We start from the raw sequence: 17,810 nt of genomic DNA on the forward strand, positions 1-17,810 counted from the left end.
GACTAGGGGAGTACACACGAAGTGGCTCGAACAACAATGAATCGCGCGCTGCGCCGCAGCGCGCTCACAGTTGCACTCGGTTTGTGTTTTTCCTCCGCCGTCCAGGCGCAGTCCAACACGGCTGGCGCCGTGTTCGGCCAGGCCTCGGCGGGCGACACGGTCCTGGTCGAGAATGCATCGACCGGTTTCCGCCGCGAGATCAGCGTCGGCAATGACGGTACCTATCGCGCTTCGGCACTTCCGACCGGCACCTACCGCATCACGCTCAAGCGTGCCGACGGAAGCAGCGCCGTGCGCGACAACGTGACCGTCAATGTCGGTACCGGTACGTCGGTGAACTTCGCGGCGGCAGCGCCGGCGAACGACGGCACTGCCACGCTGGAAGCGGTCCAGGTCACGGGCGCCTTCGTCAATCCGATCGACGTGTCGTCGGTCGAGTCCACCACCATCCTCACCGCCGAACAGATCGCGAAGATCCCGGTGCCGCGCGACGTCACCAGCGTGGCGCTGCTGGCGCCGGGCACGGTCAAGGGCGATGCGGCCTTCGGCAACCTCGCGTCCTTCGGCGGCGCGTCGGTCGCGGAAAATGCGTACTTCGTCAACGGCTTCAACATCACCAATTCGTTCAAGGGCCTGAACTTCGCCTCGATCCCGTTCGAAGCGATCGGCGAGCAGCAGGTCAAGACCGGCGGCTATGGCGCGGAATTCGGCCGCGCGCTGGGCGGCGTGGTGAACCTGATCACCAAGCGCGGTACGAACGAGTTCCATGCGGGCGGAAACGTGTTCTTCACTCCGTCCAGCCTGCGAGCCACCGAGCGCGACATGTATTCGCCCGATGGGCAGCTGATCTCGGACAACTCCAGGGACGATGATCCGTCGGAAACCATCGTTTCGGCCTGGGCGAGCGGCGCGCTGGTGAAGGACACGCTGTTCGGCTACGCGCTGGTGCAGTACGGACGCGAGAGTGGCTCGCGCAGCTTCGGCGACAACATCAGCGTGTTGAACGACAGCGAGACCGCCAAGAACCCGAACTGGCTGGTCAAGCTCGACTGGAACATCAACGACAGCAACCTGCTCGAATTCACCAGTTTCTCGGACAAGCGCAAGACCGAACGCGACGTGTATGCGAACCCGCAGGGCGCCAGCACTCGCGAGAACTACCTCGGTACCGTCTACGACCAGACCGGCGGCAACAACTATGTACTGAAGTACACCGGCTACCTCAGCGACACCTTCACGCTCAGCGCGCTGTATGGCACTGGTGAGTACAAGCGCAACAACTACGCCATGAACGCCGCTGGCGAGCGACTGGCGTATGAAGGCAATGTCAGCCCGGACAACGCGTTCGGCATCATCGGCGCCGCCGGCTGCCCGGTCGTCACGGACGGTCGCCCCGACGCACTGGCCGGCCTGATTCCCGCGATCACCAGTTCCTGCGCTTTCCTCGGCCAGAACCTGGGCCTGCAGGACGCACGCGACGAGCGCGACCAGTTCCGCATCGATGCCGAGTGGCAGCTGGGTTCCCACCTCCTGCGCTTCGGTTATGACGCCGATACCTTCAAGTCGCGCGATGGCGAGGCGAGCGAAGGCGGCGTCGCATGGCGCTATGTCGTTCGCCGTGGACAGGAAATGGTCCGCCGTCGCGTATTCCAGACCGGTGCGGATGTCGAGGTCGATTCCAAGGCGTTCTATATCGAGGACACCTGGAACATCACCGACAACTTCCTCACCTATGTCGGCCTGCGCTGGGACAGCTTCGAGAACAAGAACGGCGAAGGCCAGACCTACGTCCAGCAGGACAACCAGTTCGGCCCACGCCTGGGTTTCTCGTGGGACGTCAACGGGGATTCCAGTTTCAAGATCTTCGGTAACGCGGGCCGCTATGCGCTGCCGATCGCAGCGACCGTCGCCGTTCGCGGCTCGAGCCCATCGCTCTACAGCCAGCAGTACATGCTGTACGACGCCGTGGATCCCATCACCGGCGCGCCGGTCAACCCGCACGCCACGGGCGATGCGCGCGACGAGCTCGCGTACCTCAACAACGAGTTCGGCACCGGCAAGGATCCGCGCACGATCGCCTCGAAGAACCTGGAGCCGCAGTACCAGGACGAGTACATCCTCGGCTTCCAGAAGGCGATCACCGACAACTTCTCCGGCGGCGTCCGCGCGATCTACCGCGACCTCAAGCGCTCGATCGACGATCATTGCGATTACCGCGTGTTCGAGGAATGGGCGGAGGAGAACGGTTACGCGATCGATTCGTACAATCCCGCGTTCGCTTACTGCCACATCTACAACCCGGGCAGCGATCTCGATGTCGATATCGACATCGACGCCGACGGCACCCTGGAGCACGTCGTCATCCCGGCAAGCAAGCTCGGTCCGAAGGGCAAGCGCACCTACAAGGCGGTCGAGATCTTCGCCGAGGGCCAGCTCACCGACAGGTTCTTCCTGCAGGGCTCGTACACCTGGTCGAAGAACCAGGGCAACGCCGAAGGCGGCGTGAAGTCGGACATCGGCCAGGACGACACCGGCGTGACGCAGGACTTCGACTATCCGGAGCTGATGGTTGGCGCCGATGGCTATCTGCCCAACGACCGCCGCCACACGCTGAAGTTGTTCGGCAACTACGAGTTCAGCGACCAGTGGGCGGTGGGTGCCAACTTCCTGTGGCAGAGCGGCCGTCCGGTCAACTGCTTCGGTGTGTACGCCGACGATCCGGTGGGCTACGGAAACAGCTACTTCTCGTGCGACACGGGTGCGGTCGACCCGGATACCGGCAGCAACGGCGAAACGGTCGTTTCGCGCGGCTCCGCCGGTCGCACGCCGGACATCTACAACGTCGACCTGAACGTGGCATACCGGCCGTCGTTCGCTGAGGGGCGCCTGACGCTGAAGATGGACATCTTCAACGTCTTCAACCGGCAGAAGGCGCTCGCCGTGGATGAGTTCGGCGAAGACAGCAGTGGTAACCCGCTGCAGGGCATCACCTACATGACGCCGACGGTGTTCCAGGCTCCTCGCGCAGTCCGCTTCATGGTTCAGTACAAGTGGTAATCGCCCTTCGCCGGTGATGTGAAAGGAGTGATACGCGGCCGCCTACGGGCGGCCGCTTTTTCAGATGACACGCTTGAACGCAAAAATCCGCCAGGCCGAGCAGCACGTCGTCGCGGGCGATCTTCCGGCTGCTCGCGAAGTGCTGACGTCCGTGCTGGCCGCGGCTCCCGACCACGCGCGGGCCCTGTTGCAGCTTTCGTATGTCGAATCGCTGGCAGGCCGTTACCGGGCTGCCCGTGGCTACGCCTTGCAGGCGCACAACACCCGACCTCGTGACGAGGCGGTCGTGCAGGAACTGGTGCGCCGCCTGCGCACGTTCAACGAGGCGCGGGCCATCCACGAATGCCTGCAGGCGTTACCGCCGCTGAACCATGTCGGCATCACGCTGCTGGTCACGTTCGCAGCGCAGCTGAGCTATCTCAACCGGCAGGAACAGGCACTGCGGCTTCTCGACGAGGCGCGGCGTGGAGATCCGGATTATCCGCCGACGCTCGCATCGCGCGCGCAGGTGCTGACGTACCTGGGACGATTCGATGAGGCCGAAGCCGATCTGCTCCATTGCCTGAAGCGCGCGCCTGAAGTGGCGTCCGCATGGTGGTCGTTGTCGCGGCTGCGCCGGCAGGCGCCGGATGCAAACCACATCGACGCGATCAGGCGTCAGTTGCAACGGCCGAACCTGCGTGCGGGCGATGCCGCGCTGCTGGGTTTCGCTTTGCATAAGGAACTCGATGACCTCGGCGACCATCGGCAGGCCTGGCAGGCGCTCGAATCCGCATGCAAGGCAAAGCGTTCGACGCTGGCGTATTCGGTCGAGGACAATCGCGCGCTGTTTGATGCATTGGTGTCCGCGCCCGTGCCGTCGCCGGCGCCGTCAGCTGTCGACGATCAGCGCACGCCGATATTCATCGTGGGCATGCATCGTTCGGGCACCACGCTGCTGGAGCAACTGCTGGACGGCCACCCGCAGGTGCAAGGCCTGGGCGAACTGTACGATTTCACCGCGCAGATGCGACTGGCTGCGGACCACCATTGCCGTGGCGTGATCGATCGCCGGCTGGTCACGCGCGGGGCCAACGTCAATTTCGGCGAAGTCGGGGCCGGGTATCTGCGCGGCATCGCGTGGCGGCTGGGCAAGGAGCGCTGCTTCACCGACAAGCTGCCGTCGAATTTCCTCAACATCGGCTTCATCTGCCAGGCGCTTCCGAATGCAAGGATCCTGCACATGCGACGCGATCCGATGGAGACCTGCTTCTCCAACCTGCGCGAGCTGTTCTCCGACGCCAACCCGTATTCGTACGACCAGCGCGAACTCGGCGACTTCCATTGCCAGTACGAACGGCTGATGCGTCGTTGGCATGCGATGTTCCCGGGCCGCATCCTCGACGTGGATTACGCGGATGTGATCCGTGATCCGGAAGACACGATGCGGAGAGTCACTGGCTTCTGCGGCCTCGAATTCGAGCCGGAGATGCTGTCGCTGCAGCAACGCAATCGCGGAGTTGCGACCGCAAGTGCCGTGCAGGTGCGAGGCCAGATCGTTGCGCCGGCGCAGGCAAAATGGAAAGCCTATGAAGAGTGGCTGGGACCTTTGCGTACGGCGCTGTCCGGCTGACCATTCCGCGCTCGCCGCGTGCTGAAAAAAGAAAGGCCGCGATCGCTCGCGGCCTTTTTTCCAGCGGGTGGATCCGGCAATCAGACCTGCATCGCCTTCGCCACTTCGGCGGCGTAATCCTCGACCACCTTCTCGATGCCTTCGCCGACCACCAGGCGCTTGAAGCCGACGACGTCGGCGCCGGCGGCCTTCACGGCCTGCTCGACGGACTGGTCGGAGTTCAGCACGTAGGGCTGGCCGTACAGCGTGACTTCGTTGACGATCTTGTTGATCTTGCCGCTGATGATCTTCTCGAGGATTTCGGCCGGCTTCTGCTTGTCCTTCTCGGACATCTTGGCCAGTTCGATTTCCTTTTCCTTCGCGACGAAGTCGGCCGGAACATCGGCCGCCTTGTTGTACGGCGGGTTCATCGCGGCGACGTGCATCGCGATGCCGCGGGCGAGGTCGGCATCGCCGCCCTTGAGCTCCACGAGCACGCCGATCTTGCCGCCGTGCACATAGGCCGCAACGTTGTTGGCGGTGTCGACCGAAGCCATGCGACGGATCTGGATATTTTCGCCGAGCTTGGAGATCGCGGCGGCGCGGGCTTCCTCGACGGTCTCGCCGGAAGCGAGCTTCGCGCTCTTAAGCGCTTCGACGTCGGCGGCACCGAAGGCCAGCGCGGCCTGCGCAACGGCGTCGGTGAAGGCGACGAAGTTGACGTCCTTCGCGACGAAGTCGGTTTCGGAGTTGATCTCGACCATCACGGCCTTGCCGCCGTTCTGGGCGACCGCGATGCGCCCTTCGGCGGCGATGCGGCTGGCCTTCTTGTCGGCCTTGGCGAGACCCGACTTGCGCAGCCATTCGGCGGCGGCATCGATGTCGCCGTTGTTTTCGGTGAGCGCCTTCTTGCACTCCATCATGCCGGCGCCGGTGCGCTCGCGCAGTTCCTTGACCAGGGAAGCGGTGATTTCTGCCATGGGGGTTACCTCTATGTTCGATTGTGCGTAGGAGCGCCCCATGGGCGCGATGCGATGCCGCCTGATGGGCGGTCGCGCCCATGGGGCGCTCCTACATGAAGAGCAATGCAGCCGCGCAGCGTGGCGCGGCTGCATGACATCGGTCTTACTCGGCAGCGGTGGCGTTGTCGGCCGGGGCAGCTTCTTCGGTCTTGGCGGCGGCCTTCTTTGCGGGAGCGCGACGCGGGGCCTTCGCCTCGCCTTCAGCGGCGGCTTCGACGAACTCTTCCTCACGGACCGAAGCGGCCTGCGGAGCAGCGGCCTTGCCTTCGAGCACGGCATCGGCTGCGGCGCGGGCGTACAGCTGCACGGCGCGGATGGCGTCGTCGTTGCCCGGGATCGCGTAATCGACCAGTTCCGGATCGTAGTTGGTGTCGACGACCGCGATCACCGGGATGCCGAGCTTCCGGGCTTCCTTGATGGCGATGTCTTCGTGGCCGACGTCGATCACGAACAGCGCGTCCGGCAGGCGGTTCATTTCCTTGATGCCACCGAGCGAGGCCAGCAGCTTCTCGCGCTCGCGGCGCAGGGTCAGCACTTCGTGCTTGACCAGGCGCTGGAAGGTACCGTCGGTTTCAGCGGCTTCCAGTTCCTTCAGGCGGGCAACCGACTTCTTCACGGTCGCGAAGTTGGTCAGCGTGCCGCCCAGCCAGCGCTGGGTCATGTAGGGCTGGCCGCAACGCTCGGCTTCTTCCTTGATCGCGTCGCGCGCGGAGCGCTTGGTGCCGACGAACAGGATGACGCCGCGCTTCTGCGCAACGCCCGAGAGGAAGTTCATCGCGTCGTTGAACAGCGGAACGGTCTTCTCGAGGTTGATGATGTGGATCTTGCCGCGGGCACCGAAGATGTACGGACCCATCTTGGGGTTCCAGTAGCGGGTCTGGTGGCCGAAATGGACGCCGGCTTCCAGCATCTGGCGCATGGTGATCTGGGGCATTGCTCTTACTCCGATAAGGAACCGGCCGCGCGGGTGGAATAGGGCGGCTTGCCACTGAAGGCTGGGTTCCGGGGTTGGGCCTCCCCGCTGCTTCCGTGGCCAGATCCCGGTCCTTGCGGACTTCAGGACACCCCGGCACGGGTTGGTAACAGCGGGTGTGTATTCGCCGGTGTCGCCCGACGTGGCGGTCTGCAGGGTTCCGCAGAGCCGCGGAATTATGCCGGGATGGGCGGATCGGAGCAACTTGGGCAATCCCGAAGGGGCTGGACCCGCGGAATACGGCCTCGCGGGTTGCTCATGCCGCTCCGTTCTGCCGCCGGCGGGTCAAGGACCGCCTGACATCGGCGATAATTCCCCGATGCCAATCACCATCAAGACCCCGGACGAGATCGAGAAGATGCGCGTCGCCGGCCGCCTGGCCGCCGAAGTGCTGCAGGTCGTCGCTCCCTACGTGAAGCCCGGCGTGAGCACCGCCGAGCTCGACCGCATCTGCCACGACCACATCGTCAAGGTCCAGAACGCCATCCCGGCCAACGTCGGCTACAAGGGCTTCCCGGCGACCGTGTGCACGTCGGTCAACAACGTCATCTGCCACGGCATTCCCAGCGAAGCCAAGATCCTCAAGGAAGGCGACATCGTCAACATCGACGTCACCGTCATCAAGGACGGCTGGCACGGCGACACCAGCCGCATGTATTTCGCCGGCACGCCGTCGGTGATGGCCAAGCGGCTTGTAGAGGTGACCCGTGAAGCGATGTTCCGAGGCATCCGCACGGTGAAGCCGGGCGCGACGCTCGGCGACATCGGCCACGCCATCCAGCAGTACGCCGAAGCCGAACGTTTCAGCGTCGTGCGCGAGTATTGCGGCCACGGCATCGGCAGGATCTACCACGAGGATCCGCAGGTGCTGCATTACGGCCGCGCCGGCGAAGGCCTGGTGCTGAAGCCGGGCATGACCTTCACCATCGAACCGATGATCAACGAAGGCCAGCGCCACACCAAGCTGCTTCCGGACGGCTGGACCGTCGTCACCAAGGACCGCAAGTTGTCCGCGCAGTGGGAGCACACCGTCGCGGTGACCGACACCGGCGTCGAGATCCTCACCCGGCTGCCCGGCGACGACAACGATCTGTGAGCACGCCGGCGGCCGCCCACGCTGATCCGGTCGCCGATGCGCAGTGGTCCGCGGCAACGCGCAGTGCGATCGCCGAATGCGACGCCGCACTCGCGGCGCGCTTCGACGACAACGGCGACATCGACCGCCTGCTCGCCGCGCGCACGCAGAAGGTCGACGCGGTCGTGCGCGAAGCCTGGTCGCACTGCATTCCGCAGCAGGCCGCGCTTTCGCTCTTCGCGGTAGGCGGCTACGGTCGCGGCGAACTCTTTCCGCAGTCCGACATCGATCTGCTGGTATTCGGCGAAGCCGACGCATCGAACGAACACGCCGACGCGCTCGCGCGCTTCTTCCGCCTGCTGTGGGACGCGGGGCTGCCGACGGGGCACGCTGTGCGTTCGGCCGAAGACTGCACGCGCGCCGCGCTGGAAGACATCACCGTGCTCACCGCGCTGCTCGAAGCGCGCATGCTCGCCGCCGACCTCGACGCCGCTTCGCAACTGGTGCATGCGATCGCACCGAGCGTGATCTGGCCGCCGCACGAATACTTCACCGCCAAGCGCGAGGAACTGCGCGCGCGCCACTCACGCTTCGGCGACACCGCCGACAATCTCGAACCGAACATCAAGGAAGGCCCCGGCGGCCTGCGCGACCTGCACACGTTGCGCTGGGTCGCGCTGCGCATCATCGGCACCTGGGATCCCGATTCGCTGATGGCGATTGGCCAAATCGGGCCGGATGAATTCGCCACGCTGGAGCGCGAGCGACGCGTGCTTTCGCGCCTGCGCTACGGCCTGCATCTAGTCGCTGGAAAACGCGAAGAGCGGCTGCGCTTCGATTACCAGAAACTGCTGGCCGCGCGCCTGGGCCACGTCGATAGCGCGGACAACCTCGCCGTCGAACAGATGATGCAGGAGTTCTACCGCGCCGCCGCGCGCATCCTGCGCATCGGCGACCGCCTGCTGCAGCGCTTCGAGGAACAACTGGAAGGCGAAGGCGAACCGCAGCCCATCGACGACAGATTCGAACTGCGCCGCGGCTACCTCGCTGCCCGCGATACGCAATGGCCACGCGACATCGACGACCTGTTCTCGCTGCTCGCCGCGTGGGCGGGGCACGACAGAGCGCGAGGACTGCATTCGCGCACTGCGCGCGCGCTGGCCGAATCGCTTGGTCGCATTCCTGCGTTCTTCGAAGCCGGACCCGAATTGCGCCAGCATTTCATGCGCCTGTTGCGTGGACCGAATTCGGTCGCCACCGTTTCGCGCATGGCGCGCCTGGGGGTGCTCGGACGCTGGATCCCGGCCTTCTTCCAGGTTACCGGGCGCATGCAGTTCGACCTGTTCCATGTGTTCACCGTCGACCAGCACACGCTCGCGGTGCTGAAGAACATCGCGTCGTTCGCGTCCGGTGAAGCCGACGAACGCTTCACCCTCGCGCACCAGGTCTGGCCGCGCCTGCGCAAGCCGGAACTGCTGCTGCTCGCGGGTCTCTTCCACGACATCGGCAAGGGCCGGGGCGGGGATCATTCCGAACTCGGCGCGGTCGACGCGCGCGAATTCTGCGAGGCGATGGATCTTTCCGAAGGCGACACCGCCCTCGTCGAATGGCTCGTGCGCAAGCACCTGCTGATGTCGGTGACCGCGCAGAAGCAGGACATCGCCGATCCCGACGTGATCCATCGTTTCGCCACGCTCGTGGGCGATCGCGAACGCCTCGACAACCTGTACCTGCTGACCTGCGCCGATATCGCCGGGACCTCGCCGAAGCTGTGGAACGCGTGGAAGGATCGGCTGATGGCTGATCTCTACACCGCAACCCGCCTCGCACTGCGCCGCGGCCTCGAGCATCCCGTCGCCGCGCACGAGCGCAGCGAGGAAACGCGCACGGAAGCACGCGGGATCCTGACTGCATTCGGCTGCACCGACGAGGAAGCCGATGCGTTGTTCGCGCGCATGCCGCAGGTAGGCTTCGAGCGCAGCCGCCCCGACCAGATCGCATGGCAGGCCTTGTCGCTGCGTGAAGTCGCGATCGGCGAGGGCTGCGTGCGCGCACGCCCGGTGAGCGGTAATGCCGCGGCGATGGAAGTGTTCGTCCATTCGCCCGATCGCGATGGCCTGTTCGCCGCGATCGTGGCGACGCTCGACCGTCTCGGCCTCGCGATCCAGCAGGCGCGCGTGCTCGATGGCCCGCACGACATGGTGTTCGATAGTTTCGAAGTCGTATCGTCCGATCCGCGCCACACGCCCAGTGCCGACGAAATCGAACACCGCCTGTCGCAGGCGCTCGCCGGCTCGCTCGACAATATCCGCCCGGCGCGCCGCGCCCAGCCGCGCCACCTGCGCCACTTCCGCATCAACGTGCAGATCGGTTTCGACGACGTGGCGGTCGGCAGTGCCGGGCGCACGATGCTGAGCCTGGTCTGCAACGACCGTCCCGGTTTGCTCGCGGACGTCGCACAGGTCCTGCGCCAGCAGAAGCTGCGCGTGCACGATGCGCGCATCGCGACCTTCGGCGAGCGCGCCGAAGACGTGTTCCAGATCACCGACCAGCGCAACCAGCCGCTGGACGAAACGCAACAGCAGGCCCTGCGCGACGCGCTGACCGCCTGCCTCGATGGAGACAAGCAATGACCGAAAAGAAGAAGCCGGCCCGCAAGGTCGCCAGGAAGATCGCGCCAAAGCGCCCCGGTGTCGAGGAACTGAAGTTCATGATCGACAGCGCCTTCGAGCGCCGCGCGATGTTGACGATCGACGAGATCGATGGCTCGACGCGCCCGATGGTGGAGCGCGTGATCGAAGGCTTGGAGAAGGGCGAATACCGCGTCGCGGAGCCCGATGGCAAGGGCGGCTGGAAGGTCAACGAGTGGCTGAAAAAGGCAGTGCTGCTCTACTTCCGCGTCAACGAGATGCAGCTGGTCGATGCGCAGCCCGCGCCGTTCTGGGACAAGGTGCCGGCGCGCTTCGAAGGCTATGGCGAGAATGATTTCCGCAGGCTTGGCGCGCGCATCGTTCCCGGCGCGATCGCGCGCCGCGGTGCGCACATCGGCAAGGACGTGGTGCTGATGCCGAGCTTCGTCAACATCGGCGCGCATGTCGGCGAAGGCACGATGGTCGACACCTGGGCCACGGTCGGATCGTGCGCGCAGGTCGGCAAGCATTGCCACCTCAGCGGGGGCGCGGGCATCGGCGGCGTGCTGGAGCCGCTGCAGGCCTCGCCCACGATCATCGAGGACCACTGCTTCATCGGTGCGCGCTCGGAAGTCGTGGAAGGCTTCGTCGTGGGCCACCACAGCGTGATCGGCATGGGCGTGTTCCTCGGCCAGAGCACGCGCGTCTACAACCGCATGACCGGCGAGATCAGCTACGGTTCGGTGCCGCCGTACAGCGTAGTGGTGTCTGGCCAGCTGCCGTCGAAGGACGGTTCGCATTCCCTGTACTGCGCGGTGATCGTGAAGCAGGTGGATGCAAAGACGCGGTCGAAGACGAGCATCAACGAATTGCTGCGCGGGTTGGCCGAGTAACGCATGACCACGCTCTACGGCCTCAACAATTGCGATACCTGCAAAAAGGCTCGCAAGTGGCTCGACCGCTTCGGCGTCGCGCACGCGTTCGTCGACTACCGCGACAATCGGCAATCGCCCGAAGCGCTGGTCGAATGGAAGGACAAGCTCGGCGGTTGGGAAGCGATGATCAACAAGTCATCCACCACCTGGCGCCAGCTGCCCGAGAACCGCAAGTTGCCCGCGTCCGATGCGGAGTGGAAGCTGCTGCTGAAGGAATATCCGCAACTGATCCGGCGCCCGGTCGTGGTCACCGACGACGGCACGGTCACGCAGGGATTCAGCGACAACGGTTTCAAGAAGCGTTTCGGCATCGCATGATCAGGTAGGTGCGTCATAGGCGCGACGGTTTTTTGCACCATTCCAGTCGCGCTTGGCGCTCCTACGGAAAATCGAATCAGGGGCAGCAGATGAGCGAAGTCGTCAATCTCACCAAGGAACTGATCACCCGCCCGTCGATCACCACCGACGACGCGGGTTGCCAGCAACTGATCGCCGGGCGCCTGCAGCGCGCGGGCTTCGCCTGCGAACACCTGCGATTCGGCGAGGTCGACAACCTGTGGGCGACGCACGGCGCGGGCGAGCCGACGCTGGTGCTCCTCGGCCACACCGATGTAGTCCCGCCGGGGCCGCGCGAGGCGTGGGCGAGCGATCCGTTCGTGCCGGAGATCCGCGACGGCGTGCTGTACGGCCGCGGCGCGGCGGACATGAAGGGCAGCGTGGCTGCGTTCGTGATCGCGCTCGAGCGTTTCGTCGCATCGCATTCGGAACATCGTGGCCGCGTCGCGTTGCTGCTCACTTCGGACGAGGAGGGCGATGCGGTCGATGGCGTTCGCAGGGTCGCCGACCTGTTCCGCGAACGCGGCGAGAAGATCGACTGGTGCATCACCGGCGAGCCATCGTCGAAGGCGAAGCTGGGCGACCTGCTGCGCGTCGGCCGTCGCGGCACGTTGTCGGCGACGCTGACCGTGCACGGCATCCAGGGCCACGTCGCGTATCCGGAAAAGGCGCGCAATCCGATCCACCAGGCCATGCCTGCGCTCGCCGAACTTGCTGCGCGGCGATGGGACGAGGGTTACGAAACCTTCCCGCCGACCAGCCTGCAGATCAGCAACATCAATGCCGGCACCGGTGCGAACAACGTGATCCCGGGCGAGTTGCGCGTGCTCTTCAACCTGCGCTTCAACCCGAACTGGCGTGCGGCGAAGCTCGAACAGGAATGCGAAGCGGTGCTGCGCGCGCATGGTCTCGAATACGACGTGCATTGGCATCGCGGCGGTGAGCCGTTCCACACGCCGGAGGGTCCGCTGCGCGCGGCGGCGCGTGAAGTGCTGGCGAAGTTCAGCGGCGGGGTTCCGGAAGAGAGCACAGGCGGTGGTACGTCGGACGCGCGCTTCATCGCGCCACTGGGCGCGCAGTGCATCGAGATCGGACCGGTGAATGCGAGCATCCACAAGGTCGACGAACATGTATCCGTAGCCGATCTGGAAGTGTTGCCGGACCTGTATCTCGAGCTGATCGAGCGTTTGCTGGTTTCGTGAGTCGTTGCGCCGGCTACGCCGGCGCGCCCCTCATCCGCCCTGCGAGCACCTGCTCCCCGCAGGCGGGGAGAAGGGCGAACTGCATGCGCTGTTAATCCATCACGCGTCCCATCACCCCTCGCCCCGCTTGCGGGGAGAGGGACAGCGCTGCGAAGCAGCGCAGGGTGAGGGGCGGTGCGCCGCGGTTATCGCCCCGCAGGTCGCAACACCAATGAATATCGCACCTCACCCGGCAAAAACGGCGTCGGCCGTCCATGCACCCAGTCGTCATGCCCTGCACCCCAGAACGGCGACAGCGGATGCCCGCTCTGTCCGCCCGGCATGTGGATGATTCCATCTGCTTCGTGCCCTGGCGCCACCACCATGCGTTCCGATGCGCCGAAGTCGGGCGCCTGCACGCGCGGCATGGCCACATCGCCCGGCAAAGGCTCGAACGGCATGCACAACGTTCCGCGCGCGAACGCAGGCAAGGCGCGCGCGAGCGGATGGCAGATCTTCGCCGTGTTGCGTTCGCCCCAGGTGCGCTTCGCGAGGGGGCCCTGCTTCTTCAATCCATCGCGGACTTCGCGCGCCGCATCTTCGAGCAGCGCATTCCAGTTGTCGTAACGTGGTGAGAGCAGGTGCGGTGGACGCTGCGTCACCAGCGGCCACACGAAACTTTCCTGCTGTTGCAGACCCGGAAGCACGAAGTCCTTGCCCAAGGCCACCTCCGCCGGTCCGGTGAGTCCATCCAGCACGCGATCGCTCACGGCCGTGCGCCACGCGCGGACGATGCGGTAACTCACCGAGTCCGTGCTCGCGCGCCCCTGCCATTCGGATGCGGCATGCGCGAGTTCCTGCATCGCCGGTGACTCACCAGCCTCGTCCCGCAGCAACTGCCACCACGGCTGCAGGAAGAGCGCGCGATCATCGAGCTGCACCGCGAGCAGATCGCGCTCGGTGAACTGCCGCTTCGCGAACAGATCGTCGCGGATCTGTTTCGCGCGCGCGCCCAGCGTGCTGCCGCCGTCGCCGGCGATCTTCAGCACCTCGTCGCCGACGACCCGGTTGTTCGCCGTCCATAACCGTCCCTGATTCGGCATGAGCAATGGCGCGACCGAAGTGCTGATCGCCCATGGCGGACACTCCGACGCATTGCCGGTAAATTCGATCGGCTGCTGTGCATCGCACGCCGCGCCGCGCACAGGAATCGGCCCCAGCCAGCGCCAGCCGATCGCGCCCCTGCTGTCGGCGACCAGCATGTTCTGCGTGGGAATGGCCACGTTGCGAATGACGGCTGTGGCTTCCGCAAGCGTGCGCGCACGCGCGATTTCGCCGAGATTGAGATTGAACGAACCCGGGAGGTGCGCGACCCAGCGCAGCGCAAGCGCGCGGCCCTGTGCGTCGTGCTTCATTACCGGGCCCCACGCCGTTTCCTCCACGTCGAAGTCGACCGGCTTCGCGCCTGCGACATCGATGCGTTCGCGATGGTGAACCGATGGCACGCAACTGGAATCAGCCTTCGTGCCGCAAATGGATTGCACGGCCCAGTCGAGCGTATCGACGTAGCTGTTGGTGAAGGCCCACGCGACATGCGTGTTGCTGCCGACCACGGTGAACGGAAAGCCGGGCAGGGTGAAGCCGCTCACGTCGACCTTGCCATCAGGGGCCCGTGCATCCGGATAACGCAGGCGAGCGCGGAACCAGATGTTCGGCGCGCGCAGTCCGAGGTGCATGTCGTCGGCGACGATCGCGCGGCCATCGCGCGTGAGCTCGCCCGACACCGCGAAGTTGTTGCTGCCGATCACGCGCGGCATCGCAGGCGCATCACTGGGGCGGCGTGGCCACGGCAGCTTGCGCAGGTCGACTTCATCCGCCAACGGCAACGGTGCATCGCCACGTGGACCTCCGGTCAGCGGCGCATCCCAGCGGCTGCCGTCATGCGTGAGCAGCTTGAACAGCGCTGGCGGAAGATGCGGGCGTAGCTTCCACAGCGCGAGTTCGCGAGCGTTCTCGCCGTCCTGCAGGTCGAAGTACATCGCGTACGCGACGAGCGGCGAGTCGCTCAGCTGCCACGGCTCGGGCTGCGTGCGCATCAGCAGATAGGGCCAGGGCCGCACCTTGAGATCGCGCAGTCCGGCGTTGACACCATCGACATAGGCCTGCATCTCGTTCCGGTGCGTGCCGAGGATGCCGTCGAGGTTCGCGTCCACGCGCGCGCGGAAGCGGTGGATGCGGTGCTGCTTGTCGGTATCGATCGCGATCGGCCCGAATACTTCCGCGAGTTCTCCCGCCGCCGTGCGCCGCAGCAGATCCATTTCGAAGAAGCGTTCCTGCGCGTGCACGTAGCCGAGCGCGCGCATGGCATCAAGCTGGCTGGCCGCATCAATGGTGACTACGCCGAGTGCGTCGCGCTGCACCGTCACCGGTGCGGACAGGCCGTTCAATGCGAGTTCGCCGTCGAGTCGCGGAAGGCTGCCGCGCATCAGCCACCAGGCGGTGAGCACTATGACCGCGAGCAACAACAGCAGGGCCAGCAGTCCACGTCGAATCCACTTCGCCATGGTTCCGTTCTCTCCATAAGGTAGGTCGAGCCGAGGGAATACGTTGATGCTGGCGAAGACGAGGGGTATCGCCTGCGCTCAACCCATCGTACGTGGACTGCCTTGCCGTTTCATTCGATACGATCACTTGCAAACGTTCCCGTGGCCACGCAAGATCGGCCCATGACCTCGCACCAGGCATTTGTCCGCATGACCACCACCGCGTTCCGCGGCGGCACGGCCATGCACCTGGACGGCCTGAACAATAACAACCGCAATAACGCCAGCCACCCGCGGGCCGGCGATTAGCGCGTGTAACAAACGCCCCGATCGCTCACGAAGCCCGCGCCGAAAAGCGCGGGCTTCGTCGTTTCTGTCTCCGGAAAATTCCATGACCATACGTTCCCCGTCCATGTCCGAAGCCGTCATTCCCGCGAAAGCGGGAATCTCGTCTTCGGCCGTGCTCGTCATCCCCGAAAGTGGGAATGAGCAAGGGCAACAGCTAAGGACGAGATTCCCGCTTTCGCGGGAATGACAAAAAGCTAACCGCCTCTATCCACCCCAGGAGTCCTCCCATGTGTTCCATCCTCGGCATTTTCGGCCTGCAGGCCAGTGACGATTCCCACCAGCTGCGAAGGCGCGCGCTGGAACTCTCCCAGCGCCAGCGCCACCGCGGGCCCGACTGGAGCGGCGTGCACCAGGACGAGGGCGCGATCCTCGTGCACGAACGCCTGGCGATCGTCGATCCGGCGGGAGGCTCGCAGCCGTTGCGTTCGGAAGATGGCGGGCTGGTGCTCGCGGTCAACGGCGAGATCTACAACCACCGCGAACTCGAAAAGCAGTTGGCTAAGCCGTACGCCTTCCAGACCGGCTCCGACTGCGAGGTGATCAACGCGCTGTATCGGTCGGAAGAAGACGTTTCGACCTGGCTCAACGCGCTCAACGGCATCTTCGCATTCGCGCTGTGGGACCGCGCGACGCAACGCTTCATCATCGCGCGCGATCCGATGGGCGTGTGTCCGCTGTACTGGGGGCACGACAGCGACGGCCGGCTTTGCGTCGCGTCGGAGATGAAGGCGCTGGCCGATGTCTGCGCGGATGTCGCGCAGTTTCCACCGGGGCATTACTACGACAGTGCGCTGGTGCCGGAAAGCAGCGGAGCAAGCTCCGCAGGACAAGGCGGTGGGCTGGTGAAGTACTACGTGAAGCCGTGGCGCGACTACGCCGCGACGCAGGACGTCGAAGTCGCGAAGCAGGAACTGCGCGAAGCCTTCGAACGCGCGGTGCACCGGCAGCTGATGACCGACGTGCCTTACGGCGTGCTGTTGTCCGGCGGGCTGGATTCCTCTTTGGTAGCTGCTGTAGCGGCGCGCTACGCACGCCATCGCGTCGAAGAGGACGACAAGGCCGAAGCCTGGTGGCCGCGCCTGCATTCGTTCGCGATCGGCCTGGAAGGTTCGCCCGACCTCGCCGCGGCGGAAATCGCGGCGAAGGCGCTGGGGACCGTGCATCACGGCTTCACCTACACCTTCGAGGAAGGCCTCGATGCATTGCCGGAGGTGATCCGCCACGTCGAGACCTACGACGTCACCACGATCCGCGCGTCGACGCCGATGTTCCTGCTCGCACGCCGGATCAAGGCGATGGGCGTGAAGATGGTGCTGTCGGGCGAGGGCAGCGACGAGGTGTTCGGCGGTTATCTGTATTTCCACAAGGCGCCGAACGCGCGCGAGTTCCACGAGGAAACCATCCGCAAGCTCGACGCGCTGTACAACTACGACTGCCTGCGCGCGAACAAGTCGATGATGGCGTGGGGGGTCGAACCACGCGTGCCCTTCCTCGACGTCGAATTCCTCGACGTGGCGATGCGCATGGATGCGAAGTTCAAGATGGCGGGTCTCGGTCCGGACGGCCGCAAGCGCATCGAGAAGTCGATCCTGCGCGAGGCATTCGAGGGCTATCTGCCCGATTCCATCCTGTGGCGGCAGAAGGAGCAGTTCAGCGACGGCGTCGGCTACGGCTGGATCGACGGGTTGAAGGCGCATGCCGAGGCACAGGTGAGCGACCGCGTGTTCGCCGCAGCGGCGAGCCGCTTCCCGGTGAATCCGCCGCAGACGAAGGAGGCGTATCTGTATCGCCACGTCTTCGAGCAGTTCTTCCCCGGCGTGGCCTGCGCGCAGACGGTGCCGGGCGGCAAGTCGATCGCGTGTTCGTCGCCCGCGGCAATCGCATGGGACGCGGCGTTCGCGAAGATGGCCGATCCGTCGGGGCGCGCGGTGGCGGGGGTGCACGAAGCGGCGCTGGCCTGAAAGGACAGGCTTGAAAGAGCCGGCCTGACCTTCCGCGCGAGCATCCGGCGCCTTCGATCGGGCATCCAGGTGCTCGCGCGAGGGCGAAATCGGCTCGCGCGCGAGCCGGAAATGCTCGCTCGCGAGCCCGGATGTGCCCGCCGCGAGCCTGGCGCGCC

The 17,810-nt window shown here is 65.3% G+C and carries 11 protein-coding genes and 1 pseudogene; 9 read left to right on the forward strand and 3 right to left on the reverse strand.

Annotation, left to right across the window (positions count from 1 at the left end; all coding sequences use genetic code 11):
* Positions 1–36 precede the first annotated feature (36 nt).
* Positions 37–3,057 carry a TonB-dependent receptor gene (locus ASD14_RS04835; RefSeq protein WP_056129832.1) on the forward strand — a complete coding sequence of 1,007 codons (3,021 nt, stop codon included), beginning with the start codon at positions 37–39 and terminating at the stop codon, positions 3,055–3,057.
* A gap of 64 nt (positions 3,058–3,121) precedes the next feature.
* Positions 3,122–4,669 (forward strand): sulfotransferase, encoded by a 1,548-nt coding sequence (locus ASD14_RS04840; RefSeq protein ID WP_056129834.1) that lies wholly within the window; start codon positions 3,122–3,124, stop codon positions 4,667–4,669.
* Between the two features lie 80 nt (positions 4,670–4,749).
* On the opposite strand, the gene tsf is transcribed toward ASD14_RS04840, so the two are convergent.
* Positions 4,750–5,628: a translation elongation factor Ts gene (gene tsf / locus ASD14_RS04845; protein ID WP_056129837.1), complete on the reverse strand. Its 879-nt coding sequence runs from the start codon at positions 5,626–5,628 to the stop codon at positions 4,750–4,752.
* Between the two features lie 145 nt (positions 5,629–5,773).
* The gene (gene rpsB / locus ASD14_RS04850; RefSeq protein ID WP_056129840.1) at positions 5,774–6,604 is read right to left on the reverse strand and encodes a 30S ribosomal protein S2; all 831 of its coding nucleotides are present in this window, start codon (positions 6,602–6,604) and stop codon (positions 5,774–5,776) included.
* 358 nt (positions 6,605–6,962) lie between these two features.
* Here rpsB and map point away from each other — a divergent pair, with 358 nt between their 5' ends.
* The 5 genes and pseudogenes from map (at position 6,963) to dapE (ending at position 12,821) form a co-directional block, all read left to right on the forward strand.
* Positions 6,963–7,739 (forward strand): type I methionyl aminopeptidase, encoded by a 777-nt coding sequence (map, locus tag ASD14_RS04855; RefSeq protein WP_056129843.1) that lies wholly within the window; start codon positions 6,963–6,965, stop codon positions 7,737–7,739.
* Positions 7,736–10,351, forward strand: coding sequence for a [protein-PII] uridylyltransferase (glnD, locus tag ASD14_RS04860; RefSeq protein WP_056129848.1), 2,616 nt, complete (start codon positions 7,736–7,738; stop codon positions 10,349–10,351). The genes map and glnD overlap by 4 nt, the downstream gene beginning before the upstream one ends.
* 53 nt (positions 10,352–10,404) lie before the next feature.
* Positions 10,405–11,241, forward strand: a pseudogene (gene dapD / locus ASD14_RS04865) (2,3,4,5-tetrahydropyridine-2,6-dicarboxylate N-succinyltransferase); the annotation flags it as partial.
* A 3-nt stretch (positions 11,242–11,244) separates the two neighbouring features.
* Complete coding sequence (locus ASD14_RS04870; protein WP_056129854.1) at positions 11,245–11,601, forward strand: Spx/MgsR family RNA polymerase-binding regulatory protein; 357 nt, start codon at positions 11,245–11,247, stop codon at positions 11,599–11,601.
* A gap of 89 nt (positions 11,602–11,690) precedes the next feature.
* Positions 11,691–12,821 carry a succinyl-diaminopimelate desuccinylase gene (dapE, locus tag ASD14_RS04875; RefSeq protein ID WP_056129857.1) on the forward strand — a complete coding sequence of 377 codons (1,131 nt, stop codon included), beginning with the start codon at positions 11,691–11,693 and terminating at the stop codon, positions 12,819–12,821.
* Positions 12,822–13,006: 185 nt separating this feature from the next.
* Here the strand turns inward: dapE and ASD14_RS04880 are convergent, their stop codons facing one another.
* Positions 13,007–15,364 (reverse strand): penicillin acylase family protein, encoded by a 2,358-nt coding sequence (locus ASD14_RS04880; protein ID WP_056129858.1) that lies wholly within the window; start codon positions 15,362–15,364, stop codon positions 13,007–13,009.
* Between the two features lie 162 nt (positions 15,365–15,526).
* Here ASD14_RS04880 and ASD14_RS16590 point away from each other — a divergent pair, with 162 nt between their 5' ends.
* Complete coding sequence (locus ASD14_RS16590; protein WP_255355008.1) at positions 15,527–15,652, forward strand: hypothetical protein; 126 nt, start codon at positions 15,527–15,529, stop codon at positions 15,650–15,652.
* A gap of 266 nt (positions 15,653–15,918) precedes the next feature.
* Complete coding sequence (gene asnB, locus ASD14_RS04885) at positions 15,919–17,652, forward strand: asparagine synthase B (protein WP_056129862.1); 1,734 nt, start codon at positions 15,919–15,921, stop codon at positions 17,650–17,652.
* Positions 17,653–17,810 lie beyond the last annotated feature (158 nt).

The sequence above is a fragment of the Lysobacter sp. Root494 genome, assembly GCF_001427225.1.
GTDB lineage: Bacteria > Pseudomonadota > Gammaproteobacteria > Xanthomonadales > Xanthomonadaceae > Agrilutibacter.